Source organism: Aurantibacter sp. UH7 (assembly GCF_056839165.1).
In genome coordinates, this window is the sequence record NZ_CM166388.1 from 596088 (window position 1) to 617563 (window position 21476).

Sequence of the window (21476 nt, forward strand, 5' to 3'; positions counted from 1 at the left end):
TAACGAGTAAGTAAATCAATACTCACCAAATAATCTAGACAAAAATATGAAAATCTATCTCAAAATCGGGAGAAGGCTAATATGCCCTCCAGAATTTAGTTTAAAAATGAAGTTAACCACTTTTCTCTTGTTTATTGCCCTTTTCAATATAAGGGCAAATAATGCGCAGGGCACTCGAATATCACTAGACCTAAATAAGGTTACTATTGAGACAGTACTGAATGAAATTGAATCGCTCACTGAATTTAAATTTATTTACAATTTAAAAGATGTCGACATCGACAGAATTGTTACAGTGAAAGTTGTAAATGAAAAAGTTAAAAATATTCTACAAGACATTTTCACAAAAGAATCTTATGAAGTGTCGGGAAAACATATCGTTATTCGAGCTAACAAGAAAAAAGAACCTGAAATAATTCTTCAAAAAGCCGAAATCCCACAATCATTAGAGATTACAGGGACCGTAAAAGACTCTGACGGTGTAATTTTACCAGGTGTAAACATCATTATAAAGGGAACAAATAAAGGTATTGTTTCAGACTTCGATGGTAATTTTACTATTGATGTACCCAATTCTACTTCAGTTCTTATTTTCTCTTATATAGGAATGGAAACCAAAGAAATTTTAGTTGGCAACCAAACCGTTTTAAATGTCATTCTATCTGACTCGGCACAAAAAATGGATGAAGTAGTCATTACTGCTTTGGGTATGAAAAGGGAAAAAAGAGCCTTGGGTTACTCGGTAGGTACCGTTGACGACGAAAAATTGAACCTTGTACCTCAAGAGAATGCACTGGGAAGCTTATCAGGTAAGGTGTCTGGCCTTGATATTCGTCGTTCGGGAAACGACTTAAATGCTGAAACTAATGTTTATATAAGGGGTAGAACTTCATTGGCAGGAAATGATGAGCCTTTGGTAGTTGTAGACGGTTCACCTGTTGGAGGTACTGCTGTCTTGGCCAATATCAGCCCAATAAATATCGAAAGTGTTTCGATACTAAAAGGCGCAAGTGCTGCCGCACTTTATGGTTCAAGGGCAGGTAACGGAGTAATCCTTGTCTCTACCAAATCTGGTGCGGGTCTTAAAAAGGGCATTGGTGTTTCATTTTCATCTACTGCTACGCTGAATACGCCTTACAAATATTTTGAAACTCAGAACAGATTTACCAATGGGCAAAGAGGAATTTTTGATGAAGCCACATGGCAACATTGGTATGGTCCCGAAGAAGGCGGTTCTGCTGTACAATATAACAGCGATGGACAGGCGGTGCCTTTACAGTTTTACGATAATCCTCAGAAAGATTATTTTCAAACAGGGCTAACTACAATAAATGATGCTAGTATTAGTGGTAATTATGATAAGGGGAGCTTTCGTCTTGCAGTATCCCATTTAAAGGGAGAAGGCTATTCGCCAAACACTGAATTACAAAAACTTGGTTTCCGTTTGAGTACGTCTTATAAAATAACTGACAAGGTTACCGTTTCTACGAATATTGATATTTCGAATCCTAATTCAGATAATAATCCAATTCGGTATCAAAGTGGAGACAATCAATATTTTGATTTATTCAATATTGCGCCACATATTAATATTAATGACCTAAAAGATGATTATTGGGCAACACCGAACGTTCAACAGCGGAATGTAACTGATGGCTACAATAACCCTTATTTTTCGGCCAATGAACGGATAAATAAATTTAACAAACTAAGCGGTTTCGGAAATATTAAACTAGACTGGGAAATTACCAAAAATTTTAATGCTATGGCCCGTGTGGCGTATAGTGGTACTAGTAATAAGGAAGAAACATTAAAACCATGGTCCTTTCAAGGTTTTGGTGGGGGTACCACAAAACCTACTGGGGCGTATAACCTAGACAATACCAATTCTAAGGAGACCAACGTAGATGTTCTATTTTCATATGATAAAAAAATAGGTGATTTCCGTATATCCCCGTCTGTAGGTGCTAATATATTGAATAGCGAAATCTCAACCTATAATTCTGGAGGGGACAATTTGGTACTACCAGGGCTGTTTACACTTTCTAATGTAACAAGAGGAGGACTAGATTATAGAAGTGGTTCTTTTAAAAAGGCAGTTTACAGCGTTTACGGCATGGCCACCATGAGCTATAAAAACATGCTCTTTTTAGACTTAACTGCACGAAACGATTGGTCGAGCACTCTACCAATAGAGAACAGTTCATACTTTTACCCTTCCGCTTCAGGAAGTGCACTAGTCTCTGAAATGTTCCAAATGCCATCATGGGTATCATTGATTAAATTACGTTCTGGATGGGCTCAGGTAGGAAAGGATACCGACCCATATTTAATCAACCCTACTTTAACACAAGGGTTTTGGGGCAGTGACTTCACCTATACGCTACCTAGCAGTATGCCAAATACCAAGCTAAAACCAGAGATAGCCACTTCATACGAAGTAGGTACCGATCTTGGGTTTTTTAAGGGAAGGTTAGGCCTAGAAGCCACCTACTACAAAACCCAAAACAAAAACCAGATTTTGAATGTGAGCGTATCTCCGCTTACCGGGTATACCAGTACAACCATTAATGCCGGGAACGTTGAAAATTACGGGTATGAATTTGGGTTGAATATGGTGCCCATTAGAACTGAGGATTTTGAATGGAATTTGAACGCTAATTTCACCACACAAGAAAGTAAACTTGTTGAATTGGTTGACGGTATTGATCTTGTTAGGTTTGGTGGAGGAACCGATGGTGGTGCTCATACAAAAGTGGGAGGAATTATTGGAGATATGTACTCCCCATATATAAAAAAGGTTGAGGAAGGTGAGTATGCAGGATGGAATATATTGGATTCTAATGGCCGATGGGAAGTAGATAGAAACAGGGAAAACCAGATTAAAATGGGAAATTTTAACAATGATTTTGCCGTTGGTTTAAACACCACAATTCGATATAAAAACTTGACACTTTCGGCGAGTTTTGACTGGAGACAGGGTGGAGATTTTTATTCCGAATCCATGAAACGTATGGCGCGTTCGGGTAAAATTGAAGACTGGCAAAATGGGATCAGTTCAAGTACCTATTCTGGTATTCTAGATGCTAATTCTTTTTCAGATGGAGCCGCATTGGCCAATGAAATCAAATCAAACCCTATCTACAGAGACAACGATGTTTGGGTTGGTGGACGTAACGAAGAATTAGGCGGATTTGAATTTAATGGCAATTATAATGGTGCTTTCTTCCCAGGCGTTATAGACAATGGCGATGGCACCTATACCGAGAACTTTGGGGATGATGGTACAGTATTATTTGATGCCTACAGAGTAGTAGAATCCAGCGGTAGTTTCTGGAGAACAGGTTATGCATTTTTGTATGATGCATCCTTTGTTAAGTTAAGGGATATCACCTTGACTTACGAATTTCCTGAGAAGGTTGCCAAGTTGGTTTCGGCAGATAATATAGCGCTATCTGTGTATTCCAAAAACATAATGCTTTGGACCGCAGCAGGAATCGGAATCGACCCTGAACTAGCTTATGACATGGGAGCTCAAGGATTTGAAGAATGGAATATCGCTCCTTGGACTGCTCCAGTAGGCCTTAGACTAAATATAAGTTTCTAAAAAAAATAAGATGAATAGAATAAAGAAAAATATAATAGCAATTTTACTGCCAATGGCAGTGCTTTTTGCCACATCGTGCTCCGAATCTTTGGAGGAGATAAATGTTAGCCCTAATAGTTTACCAGATACCGAGATAGATATAAAATTTATATTGACTGGCATTTTGGCTAAATCTGCAACGATTACCTCTGATCTAAACATGAGTGGTGCAGAGTTATCTGGTGCGACCCAATACTTGCAACGCGACTTTACAAGTTACGAGGAGAATAATTATCAATGGGGGGCAAAGAGTTTTGCTGGCTATTACCAACCTTTAAAAGATAGTCAATATATCTTCGATAGGGCCGAGAACGAAAAAACAGGGGAGGTTAAAGACTACTATCAGGCGGTTGCCCTTATCATGAAATCGTATTGGTATGGAGTCTTAACCTCTGCTTTTGGTGATTTACCCTATACAAATGCACTGCTTGCAGAAAATGGAGGAGATGAATTTTTTAAACCCGTTTATGATGATCAACTTACCATTTTTAAGGGATTATTAAGCGATTTAAACCAAGCCAATACCCTTTTAACTGGTGCTGGGGTCATACAAGAAGCTACAGATGCAGACCTGATATTTCACGGAGATGCCTTAAAGTGGCGTAAATTTGCGAATTCGTTGCGCCTTAGATATTATATGCGTTTATCAGAAAAGGGAGGTACCGATATTAACCCGGCCCAAGAAATTGCTGCAATTGTTGGTAATAGTTCAGAATATCCCATTTTAGCAAACAATGATGACAATGCATCCATAGCATTTGTTGGCACAAATAGTGACAACAGTTGGTACGGAGGTCCCTTACGAAGTAGTAATCGCTCTGAATTTTACCGTAGAAAACCATCAGCTACTATTGTTGATGATTTGACCGCCTTAGGCGATCCAAGACTAACGAGTTGGGTACGACCAGTAGATGTTCAAATTTTTGAGGGCACCACTGATGATATTGTTCAAGAGGATGGCGTTATAAAACGATATACCACTGTAGATGTTAACGCAATTAATAACGATGGGGATCTAGAGAATGATGTGAATACCTCCCTTTTCGTTGGTTTACCCGTAGCCTTAACGGATCCAAACCAATTTCAAAAATTTTCAGATGGACTCAATGCTAATGAATTGATTGCAGGTTTAGATGAAAACGTTTATCTGGCTGCTGCATCAAACCCTCATGCTTCGTATCTAACAGAAATGTATGAAGAAGATGCCAATCCTATGGTATTAGCGGTACTTATGAATTCTGCCGAGGTAAGCTTTATTCTGGCTGAGGCTAGTGTACGCGGGTGGATACCGAACAGCGCATTGGATTACTACAATAGCGGAATTCAATTGTCATTAACGCAATACGGAATTTCAGATGGCGATTCAGCTGCGGTTTATGATCCAGAGAACAATGCCCTAATTGCTTTTGACGAAGGAGTCTATATGGCACATGTGCAACAGATTTTTAATGATGCAACCAATAAGATGGAGCCCATTATGCACCAAAAATGGATTTCTCAATGGCTTACTCCAGAATCGTGGTTTGATTGGCGTAGAACTGGTCTTCCGAATTTAAAAGTAAATATAATAGCAGGGACCAAAGGGCAAGAAATACCTATTAGATTTTATTATGATGATCCGTTTAATGAGGCGAATATGTTGGACGCCATTGGCAAATTACAACCTGCTGAAAACGATCAGTGGTCTAAAATGTGGTTAATGCAATAAAGAATTTGTGTGAGTGATTAGTTTATCTCTGAACTTGGGAGTTTTCAATTCCTGAGTTTGGAGATTTTTTTATTTAATATCGAGTGTGCGGCAAAATTCTTTAATAAAAATTGAATTTAAACCTTTTAAAGCCACACCACTTTAAAAGATATTATACTCAGCCAAATTTAGCTTAAGGTTATTGTTCTAAATCTCTATTTTAAAACATCTATAAACGAAATATTTCCATGATACTGAATTCTATACTCAACAACCTTTTCCGCAAAAAACGTAATGTTTTTCTAGCATGTTTCTTTAGTTTTCCTGCGCTTCAATAAATGAAAAAGCAATACCAAATTTGAAGATTTTATTTCAGTTTTGGTGTTTTTCCTAATACTAGTATAAGCATTTGAAATATGCCCTTCTACTGACTTTATTGAAATACTTAAATGATCAGCAATTTCAAGATTAGTCAACCCATCCCTTTTACTTAATAAAAAGACTTGTTTACATCTTGTTGGCAAACGTTCAACTTCTTTTTTAATCACAGCCATTTTCTGTTCAACTAAAGTAATATCGCCATCATCATTAACTGTAGCATTTAAAGCATCCCAATAAACTTTATTCAAAACTGAAGTCGATTGATCCTTTCGAAGACCATCAATAAACTCATTATATACCGACTTATATAAAAAACTCTTTAGTGATTTTTTTATAATTAGACCTTTCCGCAATTCCCAAAGGCGCAAAAATACATTTTGAACAATATCTTGAGAAACCGCATAGTTATTTGTCAAACCATAGGAGTAGACTAAAAGATTCCTATAATACGCTTCCACCAGCAATAAATAAGCCTCCTCATCACCTTCTATAAGCTTTTCTAATAAATAGGAATTTTTTTTATCCGTATCTGTCATTTTAGAAAACTTAATTTTCCAATGCATTAATTAATCTGCAAGGAAATTAAAATCTTAATAAATTCTGTTACTACAACATTACCATAATAACATGAAACCATTACTAATTTGAGAAATTGAGGGGAATTAAAGAACGAATAACATTAGACAAAATTCTCAGTTAATTCTGCAGTTTACATACTAATTGCCCCCTTAATTAGTTCATCACTAAAATAGCAAATTCATATTCTAAGTAAAAATTAATTTGGATAGAATTTAGAAAATAACCCTTTCAGATGCATACTGAAAATACATGTAAAATTATTCTCAAAAATTCGCAAATATCCCCCTACTTCATTTGCTATAAATATGACCTAACTCGAGTATTTAGGTTTGAAACCTATAAAATAAACTAATCATTATAAAAGCAATCTTAAAAAATAATTAACAATTAATTGGCTTTTTATTGATAGTTTGAATTAAAAATAAATATACATTTGTATATACAATTATTGTAGAGACATGAATGTAGAGGAGATTTTACAAACAGAAACGAAAATTCCATTAGAAAGCAGAACCATTATTCATTTTCTGTTGGTAAACAATAAAATAAACGAAGCTATATCTAATGTCTTAAAACCCTTTGATATTTCGTCACAACAGTTTAATGTTTTACGAATTTTAAGAGGACAAAATGGTAATCCTGCCAATTTATCGACCTTAAATAAAAGAATGGTAACAAAAATGAGTAACACGACTAGACTTGTAGATAAGCTACTATTAAAAGGATATGTTGATCGGATTACATGTCCGTCAAACAGAAGAAAAGTTGAGATTAGCATTACTAGCTTAGGTGAAAAAGAACTTAAAAAAATGGATATTGCAATGAAAAATGCTGAGATAGAAATATTGAAAAATCTTTCAAAGTCAGAATTAAATCAATTAAACAATTTATTCAACAAATTGTAATTCCATGAACTTGGCATATTAATTGAATTATAAAAGCGAGTGAAAATAACAACACATTATTAACTAGTTCCAGGCAAATCTGGGAAAACACAAATTTGAATTATCATGAAAAAAACAGTATTAAGTTTAGCATTGGCATTAGTATTTGGAGTAACTGCAACTGCCACAGAGCCTATTGATGGCGAAAAAAAGCAAATAAAACCAGAAGCAAGTACTGTTTCATGGAAGGCGTATAAGGTAGCTGGCGGCCACGAAGGCACAGTTGCTTTAAAATCTGGACATTTAGATTTTAATGGCAAAAAATTAGCAGGAGGAGAATTTGTAGTAGATATGACAACTCTTGTTTCTACCGATGTAGAAGGTGAAATGAAAGGCAAATTAGAAGGTCATTTAAAATCTGATGATTTCTTCAGCGTCGAAAATCATAAAACTTCAACCTTAAAAATCACAAGCGTTAAACCATTTAATGACAAATCGTATACTGTAACGGGAGATTTAACTATAAAAGGCATTACAAAACCAATAACTTTTGTAATTTCATTATTCGAAAACAAGGCAACTGCTACTTTAAAAGTAGATCGTACCAAATATGATATTAAATTCAGATCTGGTAATTTCTTTGAAAACCTTGGTGACAAAACTATCTACGATGAATTCGACCTCGTTGTTGATTTAGCGTATTAAGTAAACTTGACCTCACAAGTTTAACCCCGTTTCTTAATTGAAACGGGGTTTTTTATTTGAATTAATTTGCAAGTTTAAAAATGATTTCTATATTTGAACCAATGAATATTTACATGACAAAAATATGGTGGTGGAACAACTCTCGAAATCAATCGTGAGCTGAGCATCATTATAGTCAAACTATATAAGGCCTGTCTTCACGACAGGCCTTTTTTAATTAATAAGATTTATGAAGTTTCAACTAAAAACAACGTATAAAAAAATACTTGCAGACACCATTACCCCTGTAAGCGTATATCTTAAAATAAGAGATCGTTTTCCAAATAGTATTCTTTTAGAAAGTAGTGACTACCATGCTAATGACAATAGTTTCTCATATATATGTTGTAATCCAATTGCTTCAATTAAGGTTGAAAATGAAATTATAGAAGAGAATTTTCCTGATGGGAGCTCAAGAGAAACCAAAATAAACCCACAAACTAATGTGGTAGATATTATTGATGATTTTAGTAAAAATTTCACGTCAGAAAGAAATGATTTTAAGTTTATAAATAATGGTCTTTTTGGTTATATGGCATATAATGCTGTACGTTATTATGAAGATGTAGAAATTTCTAAAAAAGAAAACTCACACGCAATACCAGATATCTATTATGCTGTTTATCAGAATATAATTGCCATAAATCATTTTAAAAATGAGGCTTATATTTTCGCTCATTGCTTTAATAGTGATGCTAATATAGCCGAAATAGAACAAATTTTAAATGTTAGAAATTTTGCTTCCTATAATTTTTCTATGGAAGGGGAAGTTGAATCTAATCTTCAAGACGAAGAATACCGAGAGCATGTTCGTTTGGCTAAAAAGCATTGTCAGCGGGGAGATGTTTTTCAACTTGTACTGTCACGTAGGTTTTCGCAGAGCTTCAAAGGGGATGAATTTAATGTATATCGTGCGTTACGCTCCGTAAACCCTTCGCCTTATTTATTTTACTTTGATTATGGGGATTTTAAAATTTTTGGTAGTTCACCCGAAGCGCAATTAATTGTAAAAGATGGTTCTGCAGAAATCCATCCGATTGCGGGTACCTTTAAAAGAACAGGCAATGACGAAAAAGATGCTATTCTTGCAAAGGAATTAACAGAAGACGACAAAGAGAATAGCGAACATGTAATGCTTGTAGACCTTGCTAGAAATGACCTTAGTAGAAATGGAAATATGGTAAAAGTTGCGAATTATAGAGAGGTCCAGTTCTTCTCGCATGTTATTCATTTGGTATCTAAAGTTATTGGGCAAAAGAAAAAAGATATTCCGACCATGAAAGTGGTTGCAGACACTTTTCCGGCGGGCACTTTAAGTGGGGCTCCTAAACATATGGCGATGCAACTGATAGAGAAATATGAAAAAACTAGTCGCGGTTATTATGGTGGTGCAATAGGGTTCATGGATTTTTCCGGAAACTTTAATCACGCAATTATGATTAGGACTTTTTTAAGCAAAAATCATCAATTGCATTATCAAGCTGGCGCAGGTTTAGTTGCAGCATCAGACCCAGAAACAGAATTACAAGAAACATATCATAAATTAGGTGCGCTTACAAAGGCCATGGAAATAGCGGAAAATATTTAAAGCACTCCCCTAACCCCTCTTAATTAGAGCGGATTAAAAAAAATAAAATGAATAATAAAAATGTCTTGGTAATCGACAATTACGATAGTTTCACATACAACCTAGTTCATTATTTAGAAGATTTAGGATGTAAGGTTACCGTAAAAAGAAACGACCAGCTTACCATAGAAGAAGTAGATGCTTTTGATAAAATAGTTTTGTCACCGGGCCCAGGCATACCTGATGAAGCTGGTTTATTAAAGGCTATCATTAGCAAGTATGCTGCGACAAAAAGTATTTTTGGAGTATGTTTAGGACAACAAGCTATAGCGGAAGTTTTTGGAGGAACATTGGTGAATTTAGATCAAGTTTATCATGGTATTGCTACCAAAATTGACGTTATTAAAGATGATATACTTTTTAATGGAATTTCTAAAGAAATAGAAGTTGGGCGCTATCATTCTTGGGTTGTAGATAAAAATTTACCTGAAGTTTTGGTTGCAACATCAGTAGATAAAAATGGACAAATAATGTCGTTACGACATAAAGAATACGATGTTTCTGCAGTGCAGTTTCACCCAGAATCTGTTTTGACTCCAGAAGGAAAAAAGATTTTAGAAAATTGGTTGAATAATTAAAGTTTAGGAAAAAGTAATTTGTAGGGAGTTAATCTTGAATACATACTTCCATTTACTTAAGACAATTTAAAACATGAAAGAGACATTAAACAAACTAATCAATCATGACATCCTTTCGAAAGAAGATGCCAAACAGATTTTAGTGAATATTGCTAAAGGTGATTATAATACGAGTCAAATCGCAGCATTTTTAACGGTGTTTATGATGCGTAGCATAACCATAGAAGAGTTGGAAGGTTTTAGAGATGCTTTATTAGAACTTTGTTTAGCAATAGATTTATCTGAATATAACCCAATAGATTTATGTGGCACAGGTGGTGATGGAAAAGACACTTTTAACATCTCTACTTTAGCTTCTTTTGTTACTGCAGGTGCAGATGTTAAGGTAACTAAACATGGTAACTACGGGGTATCTTCTAAATGTGGAAGTAGTAATGTTATGGAGTTTTTAGGAATTAAATTTAGTAACGAATCTGACTTTCTAAAAAAGTCTATTGACGAAGCCGGTATTTGTGTGTTACATGCTCCCTTATTCCATCCAGCTATGAAAAATGTTGCACCCATACGCCGTGAATTGGGAGTGAAAACATTTTTTAATATGTTAGGTCCTATGGTAAATCCAGCCTTTCCAAAAAATCAAATGGTAGGTGTATTTAATTTAGAATTGGCTAGAATGTATGGCTATCTTTATCAGAATACAGATAAGAACTTCACGGTATTACATGCGCTTGATGGTTATGATGAAATATCACTTACGGGTAATACTAAAACAATTTCTAACAATTCTGAAGGCATGCTCAAACCTGAAGACTTTGGAGTACAGAAGATAATGCAATCAGAAATAGTTGGAGGGGAAGGAATTGCAGAATCTGCGCAAATTTTCATGGATGTATTGCAAGGTAGAGGTTCAGATGCACAAAATAATGTTGTTTGTGCTAACGCAGGAATTGCCATTGCAACGGTTAAAGATTTGAGTCCAAAAGAAGGATTTGAACAAGCAAGAGAATCGTTACTAAATGGTAGCGGATTAAGGGCATTAAAAAAATTACAAGAATTAAGTGCAATTTAAAAAATGAACATACTTGACAAAATAGTTCGCGATAAACGAAAAGAAGTTAGCTTAAAAAAATCACTAATACCCGTTACGCAATTTGAGCAATCTGCCCTGTTTAATAGTAATGGCAGTTCGTTAGCCGATGCCTTGCGTAAAAGTAGTATCGGCATAATTGCGGAACACAAAAGACGTTCGCCATCTAAGTCAATCATCAACCAAAATACTAATGTTGGGCAAGTTGCAAAAGGCTATGAAAATGCCGGTGTTTGCGGTATGAGTATCTTAACAGATATTAAATATTTTGGCGGATCTTTGGAAGATTTAATTCTTGCAAGAGCATGTGTTAAAATGCCTTTGTTACGTAAAGAATTCATTATTGATGAATATCAAATTATTGAAGCCAAAGCACATGGTGCAGATGTTATTTTACTAATAGCAGCAATTTTATCAAAAGAAGAAATAAAAATTTTTTCTGAATTAGCTAAAACTTTGAATTTAGACGTTTTACTAGAAGTACATAATGAGGCAGAATTGCAAAAATCTATAATGCCAAGTTTAGACATGTTAGGCGTGAATAACAGAAATTTAAAAACCTTCGATGTTGATTTAAAAACGAGTAAAGACTTGTCGAAATTAATTCCAGATGAGTTTGTAAAAGTTTCTGAAAGTGGCATTAGTTCTATTGAAGCGATTCAAGAATTAAAACAATATGGTTATCAAGGATTTTTAATTGGTGAAAATTTTATGAAAACAGATGAACCAGGAAAAAGTGCAAAAGAATTTATTCAAAATTTAAGATCATCCTTTGGACTATAAATATTCTAAAATAGTGAATAATGAAACTGATTTAAAGGCAAAAACTTTTAAATTAAAAATCTGTGGTATGAATAAAAATACCACAGAAGTTGCAGTGCTAAAACCAGATTTCTTAGGATTTATATTCTGGGAACCATCAAAACGACATTTTGAAGGGACTATGCCTAACCTCCCTCATAGCATAAAAAAAGTAGGTGTATTTGTTGATGCTACTATTAACGAAATTAAAGTGCTGGTAAAACAATTCGGGCTTCTTTATGCACAATTACATGGACATGAAAGTCCTGCTTTTTGTGATGAATTAAAAAAACAAATACCACAGTTAAAAATTATAAAGGTCTTTTCTATAAAAGGCAGTTTCGACTTTAGACAATTACGGCATTTTGAGGATGTTTGCGACTATTATTTATTTGACACAAAAGGCAAACTCCCCGGTGGCAATGGATATACGTTTAATTGGGAATTATTAAAAAAATACCCATCAAGCAAACCTTATTTCTTAAGCGGTGGCATAGGATTAGAAGAAGTAGATTCTATTTTAGAATTTGGAAAAAGACCTGAATCTAAATACTGCTATGCCATTGATGTAAATAGCAAATTTGAGGATGCTCCTGGGCTAAAAAACATTAATAAATTGATTGAATTTAAAAAATTGCTAACTGACAATAGTCAACTAAAAACTGACAACTAAATGAGTTACCAAGCAAACGAAAAAGGATATTACGGCGAATTTGGCGGAGCTTTTATTCCTGAAATGCTTTATCCTAATTGCGAAGAATTGAGACAGAACTATATTCGCATAATGCAAGAAGAATCCTTTAAAAAAGAATTCGACCAATTGCTTAAGGATTATGTAGGCCGACCTACGCCATTATATTTTGCAGAACGACTTTCGAAAAAATACAATACCAAAATTTATCTCAAGCGAGAAGATTTGTGTCACACCGGAGCACATAAGGTAAATAATACTATTGGGCAGATTTTGATGGCTAAGAAATTAGGCAAAAACAGAATTATTGCAGAAACTGGTGCTGGACAGCATGGCGTTGCTACTGCCACTGTTTGTGCTTTAATGGGAATTGAATGTGTTGTATACATGGGTGAAATTGATATCGCCCGCCAAGCTCCAAATGTAGCACGTATGAAAATGTTGGGTGCAGAAGTACGCCCAGCATTATCTGGTAGTCGCACCTTAAAAGATGCCACTAATGAAGCTATACGCGATTGGATTAACAACCCAGTAGACACACATTACATTATTGGTTCTGTTGTTGGACCACACCCCTACCCCGATATGGTTGCACGCTTTCAATCGATTATTTCGGAAGAAATAAAATGGCAACTAAAGGAAAAAGAAGGTCGTGAAAATCCAGATTTTGTAGTAGCCTGTGTAGGTGGCGGAAGTAATGCTGCAGGTGCATATTATCATTATTTAGACGAAGAAGAAGTGGGTATTATTGCAGTAGAAGCTGCTGGTCACGGTATTGACTCAGGCGAAAGTGCAGCTACCTCAGCTTTAGGCAAAATAGGTATTATCCATGGCAGCAAAACCCTATTAATGCAAACACCTGATGGTCAGATAACAGAACCATATTCAATTAGCGCAGGTTTAGATTATCCAGGTGTAGGGCCTATGCATGCAAATTTATTTGCTACAGGTAGAGGTGAATTTATTTCAATTACCGATGATGAAGCTATGAAAGCCGGTTTAATGGTTTCAAAACTTGAAGGAATCATACCTGCAATTGAATCTTCCCATGCCTTTGCAATTTTTGAAAATAGAAAATTCAAAGAAGATGATATTGTAGTTGTGAATTTATCAGGCCGTGGGGACAAAGATTTAAACACCTTTATTGATTATTTTAAGTTAGCATAATATGAGCAATCGAATAACAAATAAGCTACAAGAAGACAAAAAACTTCTTTCAATATATTTTACAGCTGGTTATCCTGCATTAGAGAACACCGTTACAATTATTCAAGAGTTAGAAAAAAACGGAGTCGACATGATTGAAATTGGTTTACCGTTTAGCGACCCTCTTGCAGATGGCCCTACCATACAAGCGAGTTCAACTACAGCTTTGAAAAATGGCATGACTACGGAAGTACTTTTCAATCAATTAGCAGATATTCGAAAAAGTGTATCAATTCCTTTAATTATCATGGGGTATTTTAACCCAATGATGCAATATGGTGTTGAAGCTTTCTGCAAAAAATGTCAAGAAGTTGGAATTGATGGATTGATAATTCCAGATTTACCTGTTAATGTTTACAATGAAGAATATCGTGAAACTTTTGAGAAATATGGCCTAAGAAATGTGTTCTTAATTACACCTCAAACCTCTGAAGAGCGCATTCAATTTATAGATTCAGTTTCCGATGGTTTTATTTATATGGTGAGTTCTGCAAGCGTAACTGGTTCGAAATCTGGATTCGGCAATGAGCAAACGGATTATTTTGAACGAATTGCCGCTATGAATTTAAAAAATCCACAAATAGTTGGTTTTGGAATCAAAGATTCAGAAACTTTTCTGCAGGCAACTAAAAATACAAAGGGTGCAATAATCGGATCGGCTTTTATAAAACACTTGACAGAAAAAGGAATAAATTCAATAGCAGAGTTTACAAATACCATCCGTTAATATGTCTAGTTTATTAAACGATTGGAAAATATTAGTTTTATTATGCCTTACATTGGGCATGGCTCCCTTTTTTCCTGAACCACATATCTGGGGAAAGTTAAAATGGATTTTCGGTGGAGCAATAGGGATGCAATTTCAAGATTGGTTTGATGTTGTTTTACATGGGTTTCCTTTTGTTCTTTTATTTCGTTTTTTGGTATTAGTATTAATAAAAAAATTAAAGTAATTATTAAACAAACTAAGGGCAACAACAACGAGATCAGGCAAAATAAAATACCCCAACATTTATTTAGTTTATTACTGATTTCTCCTTATGCTTTTAAAATACTAATCATTAACACCCCCATTTGATAATACAATCGCATTAATTTTTAGATTACAATGTATATCAGTTATTTAGCTGAATTATATAATATATTAAAAACACCTGTCTTGTAAGAAGGTTTAGATCGAAAGGCCTCACTTCTTTTACATTGTATTAGCTAAGACGCAGTTTGCCGTTAATTATTACGTTTCAACACATTACGTGTTATAATTAAGTTAAAATGCTCTTTATTTACTTCCCCAATTTTCCGTGTTTACCTCTTAGTTTATACTATAAAAATGAAAAAACACTACAATCTACGCACAGTAGCCCTTTTGCTATTGTCTATTATTTTAATGTCCGCAGTACCATTCATATTTGGCCCTGGACTAACAAAAGCCGAACCAATCGGCAAATATCTAAATGGAAATTTTCCTGGATCATTACCGCAAGGTTTACCATATCAACCTGTATTTCCGAATATTAATTTTGACTCTCCGTTGACATTTAACGAAGTTCCTAATGGTAACAAAATAATTGTTGGGCAACGTGATGGTAAAATATTTTGGTTTGATAAAGATCCAAATGTTGCTGTCAAAAATTCGATGATTGATTTATCAGAAAAAGTTGGTCTCGTTTGGGACGGAGGGTTTTTAGGTTTGGCATTACATCCTCAATTTGGCACTACTGGCAAGAATTACTTTTACGTATGGTATTCAACAGAAGATGCCAATAGCAACGACTTTCCAAACAGTTATACAACTCAAAATTGCGATAGCGAAGAATACTGGGGTAACTTTTTAGTACTTGCGAGATATGAAGCAAACCCAAATACGCTAAGTGTTCAAGCATCTTCTGAGCAAGTAATGCTAAAACTTAGAATGTATGGTACAACACATAGAGGTGGTGGACTTCTATTTGGAGATGATGGATACTTGTATTTAACTACAGGTGATCAAACGGCATTTAAAAAAGCTCAGGATATAGCTAATAATCTTGATGGAGGTGTTTTACGATTAGACGTAGATAAAAACAATTCTAAAAGTCATGCTCCTATTAGAACCATGCCCAATGACCATGGGTTTACAGACGAAATTACAGGAATTGGCTATTGGATACCAAACGACAATCCATTTTTAAGTCCCACCGGAACAAACTTTGAAGAGTATTACAGTATGGGGCATAGAAATCCTCATAGAATGACAAAAGACCGAGAGACTGGTGAATTGTATGTAGGTGAAATAGGCGGTGGAAGACATGAAGAAATAAACATCGTAAAAAAGGGCAAAAACTATGGTTGGCCGTTATTTGAAGGTTTATACAAAAGTACAATCTGTGTTCAGGATTTGTATAATAACATGTCTCACGAACAACCATTAGTAGCGTTTCCCAGATCTGAAGCTAATGCAATAATTGGCGGTTATGTTTATCGTGGAAGTGATGTACCTGAATTAGTCGGAAAATATATTTGTGCTGATTATGGAAGCGGCGAAGAAATATTCACCGTAGATATAAATAATGGCACATACGAACAGTATGGAAATTTCACCTCAACCAACATAATTTCTTTCGGAGAAGACAAAGAAGGCGAGCTTTATATAATGAAACAAGGTGTATCATCTTTATATAAAGTCACTTCTAAGAACACTGGGTTTGGCAACACGCCACAATTATTATCACAAACAGGAGCATTTTCGAACTTAGAGAATTTGACCCCTACAGATGGATTAATCCCTTACGATCTTGTCGAATCGTTTTGGTCTGATGGTGCAGAGAAAAAACGCTGGATGGCAATTCCTAATGATGGTAGCCACAATGCAACCGACGAAAAAATAAAGTTTACAGATGTTGATGATTGGGATTTCCCAATTGGTTCAGTTTTAGTAAAACATTTCGAATTGCCTATTGACGAAAGAAACCCTACCGTAACTAAACGGTTAGAGACTCGATTTTCAGTGAAGGCTAGTGATGGAAATTTTTATTTTGTTACGTACAAATGGAATGAACAACAAACCGATGCAACACTGCTAACTAGTGGTTTAGATGAGAATATTAGCATTACAAAATCCAATGGAAGTACAGAAACTCAAACATGGAGTTATCCAAGTACTATAGATTGTGTTAGTTGTCATAATCCGACCACTGGAGGTGTTATCGGTGCAAAATCTAGATTTCTTAATAAGGACTACACCTACCCTAAAACAGGTGATACTGGTAACCAATTAGTAACATTAAGTCATCTAGGAATTTTAGATCAAGCTATTACAGATTCTGATACAAATAGCATTCTCACATCAAAATCAATTGATGACCCTGCAGCCAGTTTAGATGATAAAGCCCGTTCTTATTTAGATTTAAATTGTGCTTATTGTCACAGGCCGGGTACAGGTAATCGTGGTGATTTTGATCTTCGCCTAAATTTAGATCTTGTACAAACTGGAGTTTTAACAGCTTCACCATATATTCCACTTGGTATACCTGATGAAAGAATAGTTTCAGCAGGTAACGTCGGTAGCTCTATTTTATATCATAGAATGAATAGTATTGATCCGTCAATAAAAATGCCTCCTATATCAAAAAATAAAATTGATGTTAAAGCGGTCGCATTAATCAATGATTGGATTGGTCAATTAGATCCTGACCCATGTTCTGATCGCATTATAATGGAAACATTTAATAATGTTGCTGGCACGAGTATTACAGAACTAAAAAATGATGCTAAATTTCCGGATGCCCCTAGTGCTACAAGTGAACTCAATGAATTCCGTATTCCAATAAACGTTGGTGATGATTATGGGGTTCGAGTAAAAGGTTTACTAAAAGCACCTGAGACTGGAACTTATTATTTCTGGATTGCTGGTGATGACAATGTAGAATTAAACTTAAGTACAGATGCTAGTGAAACAAATAAAACAAGAATAGCATACCACAATAGTTGGTCCTACGATGTTGAATGGGATAAATTTACGACTCAAAAATCAGTAGGAATTGAATTAGTAGCTGGTGAAAATTATTACATAGAGGCATTGATGAATGAGCGCGGAGGCGGTGATAATTTGTCCGTTGGATGGCGCAAACCTAATAACGGAAATGGCACTACTCCATTTCAAGTCATTCCATGTACAGCTTTTGATGAATTCAGTGAAACTCCTATTGTAAAGGTAACTGGAGTATTATTAGACTCTAATACTTCCACACTAGATGTTGGAGCCTCAAAACTTCTTATTGCTTCGGTAAGTCCAATTGATGCTGATGACACTTCTGTTACCTGGAGCTCTTCTAACTCCTCTATTGCATCGGTAGATACTAACGGACTAGTATCTGCAAACGCAAAAGGAAGCGCCACAATTACTGTATCTACGAATGATGGAGCTTTTACCGCTCAATCAGTATTCACAGTTAAGTTACCGGTAACAAGTATTATAGTTAATCCGGCAACTGCTTTCATCGAAGTTGATAAAACGACAACTATTCAAGCTATTATAACGCCTTCCAATGCGAGTGATAAATCTGTTGCATGGACCTCAAGTGATACTAGTATCGCTACGGTTAACGCAAACGGTATTGTTCGAGGGGTTTCAGCGGGTGCAGCAACTATAACCGCAACAACTACAGATGGTAATTTTAGAGCTGCTACTGAAGTTACAATCACTGCTAAACCAATAGCGGTTACCGGAATTAGTATTGATCCAACCACAACTTCAATTCAAGTAGATAAAACCACAACAATTCAAGCTACTGTGGCTCCAACAAATGCGAGTGATAAATCTGTTACATGGACCTCAAGTGATACCAGTATCGCTACGGTTAATTCAAACGGTATTGTTAGAGGAATTTCGGCGGGTGCAGCAACTATTACTGCAACAACTTCGGATGGTAATTTCAGCGCTACTGCTCAAGTATCAATTACAGCTAAACCTATAGCGGTTACTGGAATTAGCATTGATCCAACCACGACTTCAATTCAAGTAGATAAAACAACGACAATTCAAGCTACTGTGGCTCCAACAAATGCGAGTGATAAATCTGTCACATGGACCTCAAGTGATACCAGTATCGCTACGGTTAATTCAAACGGTATTGTTAGAGGAATTTCGGTGGGTGAAGTAACTATTACGGCAACAACTGCGGATGGTAATTTTAGAACTACTGCTCAGGTATCAATTACAGCCAAACCCATAGCGGTTTCTGGAATTAGTATTGATCCAAGCACAGCTTCGATTCAGGTTGATGAAACAACAACAATTCAAGCTACTGTGGCTCCAACAAATGCAAGTGATAAATCTGTTACATGGATCTCAAGTGATACCAGTATCGCTACTGTTAATTCAAACGGTATTGTTAGAGGAATTTCGGCGGGTGAAGTAACTATTACAGCAACAACTACTGATGGCAATTTTAGCGCTACTACTCAGGTATCGATTACCGCTAAACCGATTGCAGTAACTGGAATAACAGTTGATCTAACCACAGCTTCAATTCAAGTGGATGAAACAGCAACAATTCAAGCTACTGTGGCTCCAACAAATGCAAGTAATAAAACTATAACATGGACCTCAAGTGATACTAGTATCGCAACGGTTAATACAAACGGTATTGTTAGAGGAATTTCAGCCGGTGAAGTGACTATTACCGCAATAACCACAGATGGTAATTTCAGGACTACAGCACAGGTATCAATTACAGCTAAACCAATTGCGGTTACTGGAATTAGCATTAATCCAACCACAGCTTCAATTCAAGTTGATGAAACAACAAGAATTCAAGCTATTATTACACCTTCAAATGCAAGTGATAGCTTAGTGCAGTGGTCATCAAGTAATAATGCTATAGCTACGGTTAATTCAAACGGACTAATTCGCGGTATTAGTGCAGGTAGTACAACTATAACAGCAACTACAAAGGATGGTGATTATTCTGATTCAACGAGCGTAACAGTGTCAAGCAATCAAATATGCAATGCAGAAGGTGTAATATTAATGCATCGTTTTGATGGTATTATAGGTGAACCTATTAGTCAGCTACTTAGTTCAACTAATTATCCTAATAACCCATCACAAACTATGTTGTTGTCAAGTTTTGATATACCAAGAAATGCAGCTGAAAACTACGGCGCTAGAGTTCATGGTTACTTATGTGCTCCCGAGACTGGAACTTATTATTTCTGGATTGCTGGTGATGACCATGTACAGCTAAATCTTTCAACAAATACTAGTGCAACAAAGAAAAGGAGAATAGCCTACCATAATGAATATACAGGTTATAAAGAATGGAATGTTTTTAGTTCGCAAAAATCTACAGGAATTGAATTACAGGCAGGCCAATCATATTTTATTGAAGCGCTAATGAAAGAAGGTGATGGTGGAGATCATTTAAGTGTTGGTTGGAGAAAACCTAGCGATGGTAATGGTAATTTACCAACACAAGTAATTCCCGGTTCAAATTTATCACCAGCGAGTTTCGTACCTACCGCTGTTACTAGTGTTTCAGTAACCCCAAAATCAACATCGATTGCTATTTATAGCAACATTAAACTAGAAGCTCTAATATCACCTTCAAATGCTACAGATAATTCTGTAGTATGGAGTTCAAATAATTCAGCAGTTGCTACAGTTAATGCAAATGGCTCTGTGGTTGGTGTTGCATCAGGAAGCGCTATTATTACGGTAAAAACAAATGATGGAAATTATACAGCTACATCAGAAATAACCGTAGTTAATAAATCTGATTGTTCAGCAGCAGGTATGATTATCATGCAGCGATATGATGATATTTTTGGTGAAGATTTGAACTTACTTAAAAATTCTAGTAATTACCCTGATAAACCATCGGCAACAATAGAATTGACCGAATTTGATATACCAAGAAATAATGTAGATTATTACGGAGCTAGAGTACATGGATACCTGTGCGCGCCTGAATCTGGAATTTATTACTTTTGGGTTGCTGGAGACGATTTTGTGGAATTAAGCTTATCATCAAACAGTCAAGAGAAAAACAAAACAAGAATTGCCTACCATAATGAGTATACAGAATACAAACAGTGGAATGTTTTCAGCACTCAGAAATCAATTGGCATTCAATTATACGCTGGGCAAAAATATTACATCGAAGCCTTGGTAAAAGAGGGTGACGGAGGAGATCATTTAACAGTAGGTTGGCGAAAACCAAGCGATGGTAATGGCAGCGCACCAATTGAAATTATTCCTGGGACTTATTTATCACCTCCTGAAGGTTACAGTGCATCAGAAGCTACTACGAATAACAGCATATCTGACAAAAGCCCAATAACATTACAAATTAGTGCAAACCCCGTTACAGACAATATAGATGTTGAAGTAACCAATATAGAAGAGCGTGTTATAGAATACCACGTATATTCACAATCGGGAGTGCAAGTAGTTTATAAAAGAGGTGGTACAAAAGAAGATATTGACACTAGTACTTTGCCAACAGGTGTTTATACTTTGATTGCACGTATTGAGGATAAAATATTAAGTGAGCAAATCATAGTTAAATAGCATGTAAAAGATA

The 21476-nt window shown here is 35.6% G+C and carries 14 protein-coding genes; 13 read left to right on the forward strand and 1 reads right to left on the reverse strand.

What is annotated here, in order from left to right:
- Positions 1 to 46: 46 nt before the first annotated feature.
- Positions 47 to 3607 carry a SusC/RagA family TonB-linked outer membrane protein gene (locus tag UH7x_RS02560; RefSeq protein ID WP_482362151.1) on the forward strand — a complete coding sequence of 1187 codons (3561 nt, stop codon included), beginning with the start codon at positions 47 to 49 and terminating at the stop codon, positions 3605 to 3607.
- 10 nt (positions 3608 to 3617) lie between these two features.
- Positions 3618 to 5354 carry a SusD/RagB family nutrient-binding outer membrane lipoprotein gene (locus UH7x_RS02565; RefSeq protein WP_482362152.1) on the forward strand — a complete coding sequence of 579 codons (1737 nt, stop codon included), beginning with the start codon at positions 3618 to 3620 and terminating at the stop codon, positions 5352 to 5354.
- Between the two features lie 281 nt (positions 5355 to 5635).
- On the opposite strand, the gene UH7x_RS02570 is transcribed toward UH7x_RS02565, so the two are convergent.
- Complete coding sequence (locus UH7x_RS02570; RefSeq protein WP_482362153.1) at positions 5636 to 6250, reverse strand: RNA polymerase sigma factor; 615 nt, start codon at positions 6248 to 6250, stop codon at positions 5636 to 5638.
- A gap of 501 nt (positions 6251 to 6751) precedes the next feature.
- On the opposite strand from UH7x_RS02570, the gene UH7x_RS02575 reads away from it, so the two are divergent.
- The 11 genes from UH7x_RS02575 (at position 6752) to UH7x_RS02625 (ending at position 21463) form a co-directional block, all read left to right on the forward strand.
- Complete coding sequence (locus tag UH7x_RS02575; RefSeq protein ID WP_482362154.1) at positions 6752 to 7198, forward strand: MarR family winged helix-turn-helix transcriptional regulator; 447 nt, start codon at positions 6752 to 6754, stop codon at positions 7196 to 7198.
- 105 nt (positions 7199 to 7303) lie between these two features.
- Complete coding sequence (locus tag UH7x_RS02580) at positions 7304 to 7882, forward strand: YceI family protein (RefSeq protein WP_482362155.1); 579 nt, start codon at positions 7304 to 7306, stop codon at positions 7880 to 7882.
- A gap of 229 nt (positions 7883 to 8111) precedes the next feature.
- Positions 8112 to 9509 carry an anthranilate synthase component I family protein gene (locus tag UH7x_RS02585; RefSeq protein ID WP_482362156.1) on the forward strand — a complete coding sequence of 466 codons (1398 nt, stop codon included), beginning with the start codon at positions 8112 to 8114 and terminating at the stop codon, positions 9507 to 9509.
- 47 nt (positions 9510 to 9556) lie between these two features.
- On the forward strand, positions 9557 to 10126 hold the full coding sequence (locus UH7x_RS02590) for an anthranilate synthase component II (RefSeq protein WP_482362157.1): 570 nt from the start codon (positions 9557 to 9559) through the stop codon (positions 10124 to 10126).
- A 73-nt stretch (positions 10127 to 10199) separates the two neighbouring features.
- Positions 10200 to 11195 (forward strand): anthranilate phosphoribosyltransferase, encoded by a 996-nt coding sequence (gene trpD / locus UH7x_RS02595; RefSeq protein WP_482362158.1) that lies wholly within the window; start codon positions 10200 to 10202, stop codon positions 11193 to 11195.
- Between the two features lie 3 nt (positions 11196 to 11198).
- Positions 11199 to 11996, forward strand: a complete 798-nt coding sequence (gene trpC / locus UH7x_RS02600) for an indole-3-glycerol phosphate synthase TrpC (RefSeq protein WP_482362159.1) — start codon at positions 11199 to 11201, stop codon at positions 11994 to 11996.
- Between the two features lie 67 nt (positions 11997 to 12063).
- Positions 12064 to 12687 (forward strand): phosphoribosylanthranilate isomerase, encoded by a 624-nt coding sequence (locus UH7x_RS02605; RefSeq protein WP_482362160.1) that lies wholly within the window; start codon positions 12064 to 12066, stop codon positions 12685 to 12687.
- Entirely contained in the window at positions 12688 to 13872 is a 1185-nt protein-coding gene (gene trpB / locus UH7x_RS02610) for a tryptophan synthase subunit beta (RefSeq protein WP_482362161.1), read from the forward strand. It abuts the gene before it with no gap.
- A 1-nt stretch (position 13873) separates the two neighbouring features.
- Positions 13874 to 14638, forward strand: a complete 765-nt coding sequence (gene trpA / locus UH7x_RS02615; protein WP_482362162.1) for a tryptophan synthase subunit alpha — start codon at positions 13874 to 13876, stop codon at positions 14636 to 14638.
- Position 14639: 1 nt separating this feature from the next.
- Entirely contained in the window at positions 14640 to 14864 is a 225-nt protein-coding gene (locus UH7x_RS02620) for a hypothetical protein (protein ID WP_482362163.1), read from the forward strand.
- Between the two features lie 377 nt (positions 14865 to 15241).
- The gene (locus tag UH7x_RS02625; RefSeq protein WP_482362164.1) at positions 15242 to 21463 is read left to right on the forward strand and encodes an Ig-like domain-containing protein; all 6222 of its coding nucleotides are present in this window, start codon (positions 15242 to 15244) and stop codon (positions 21461 to 21463) included.
- Positions 21464 to 21476: the final 13 nt, after the last annotated feature.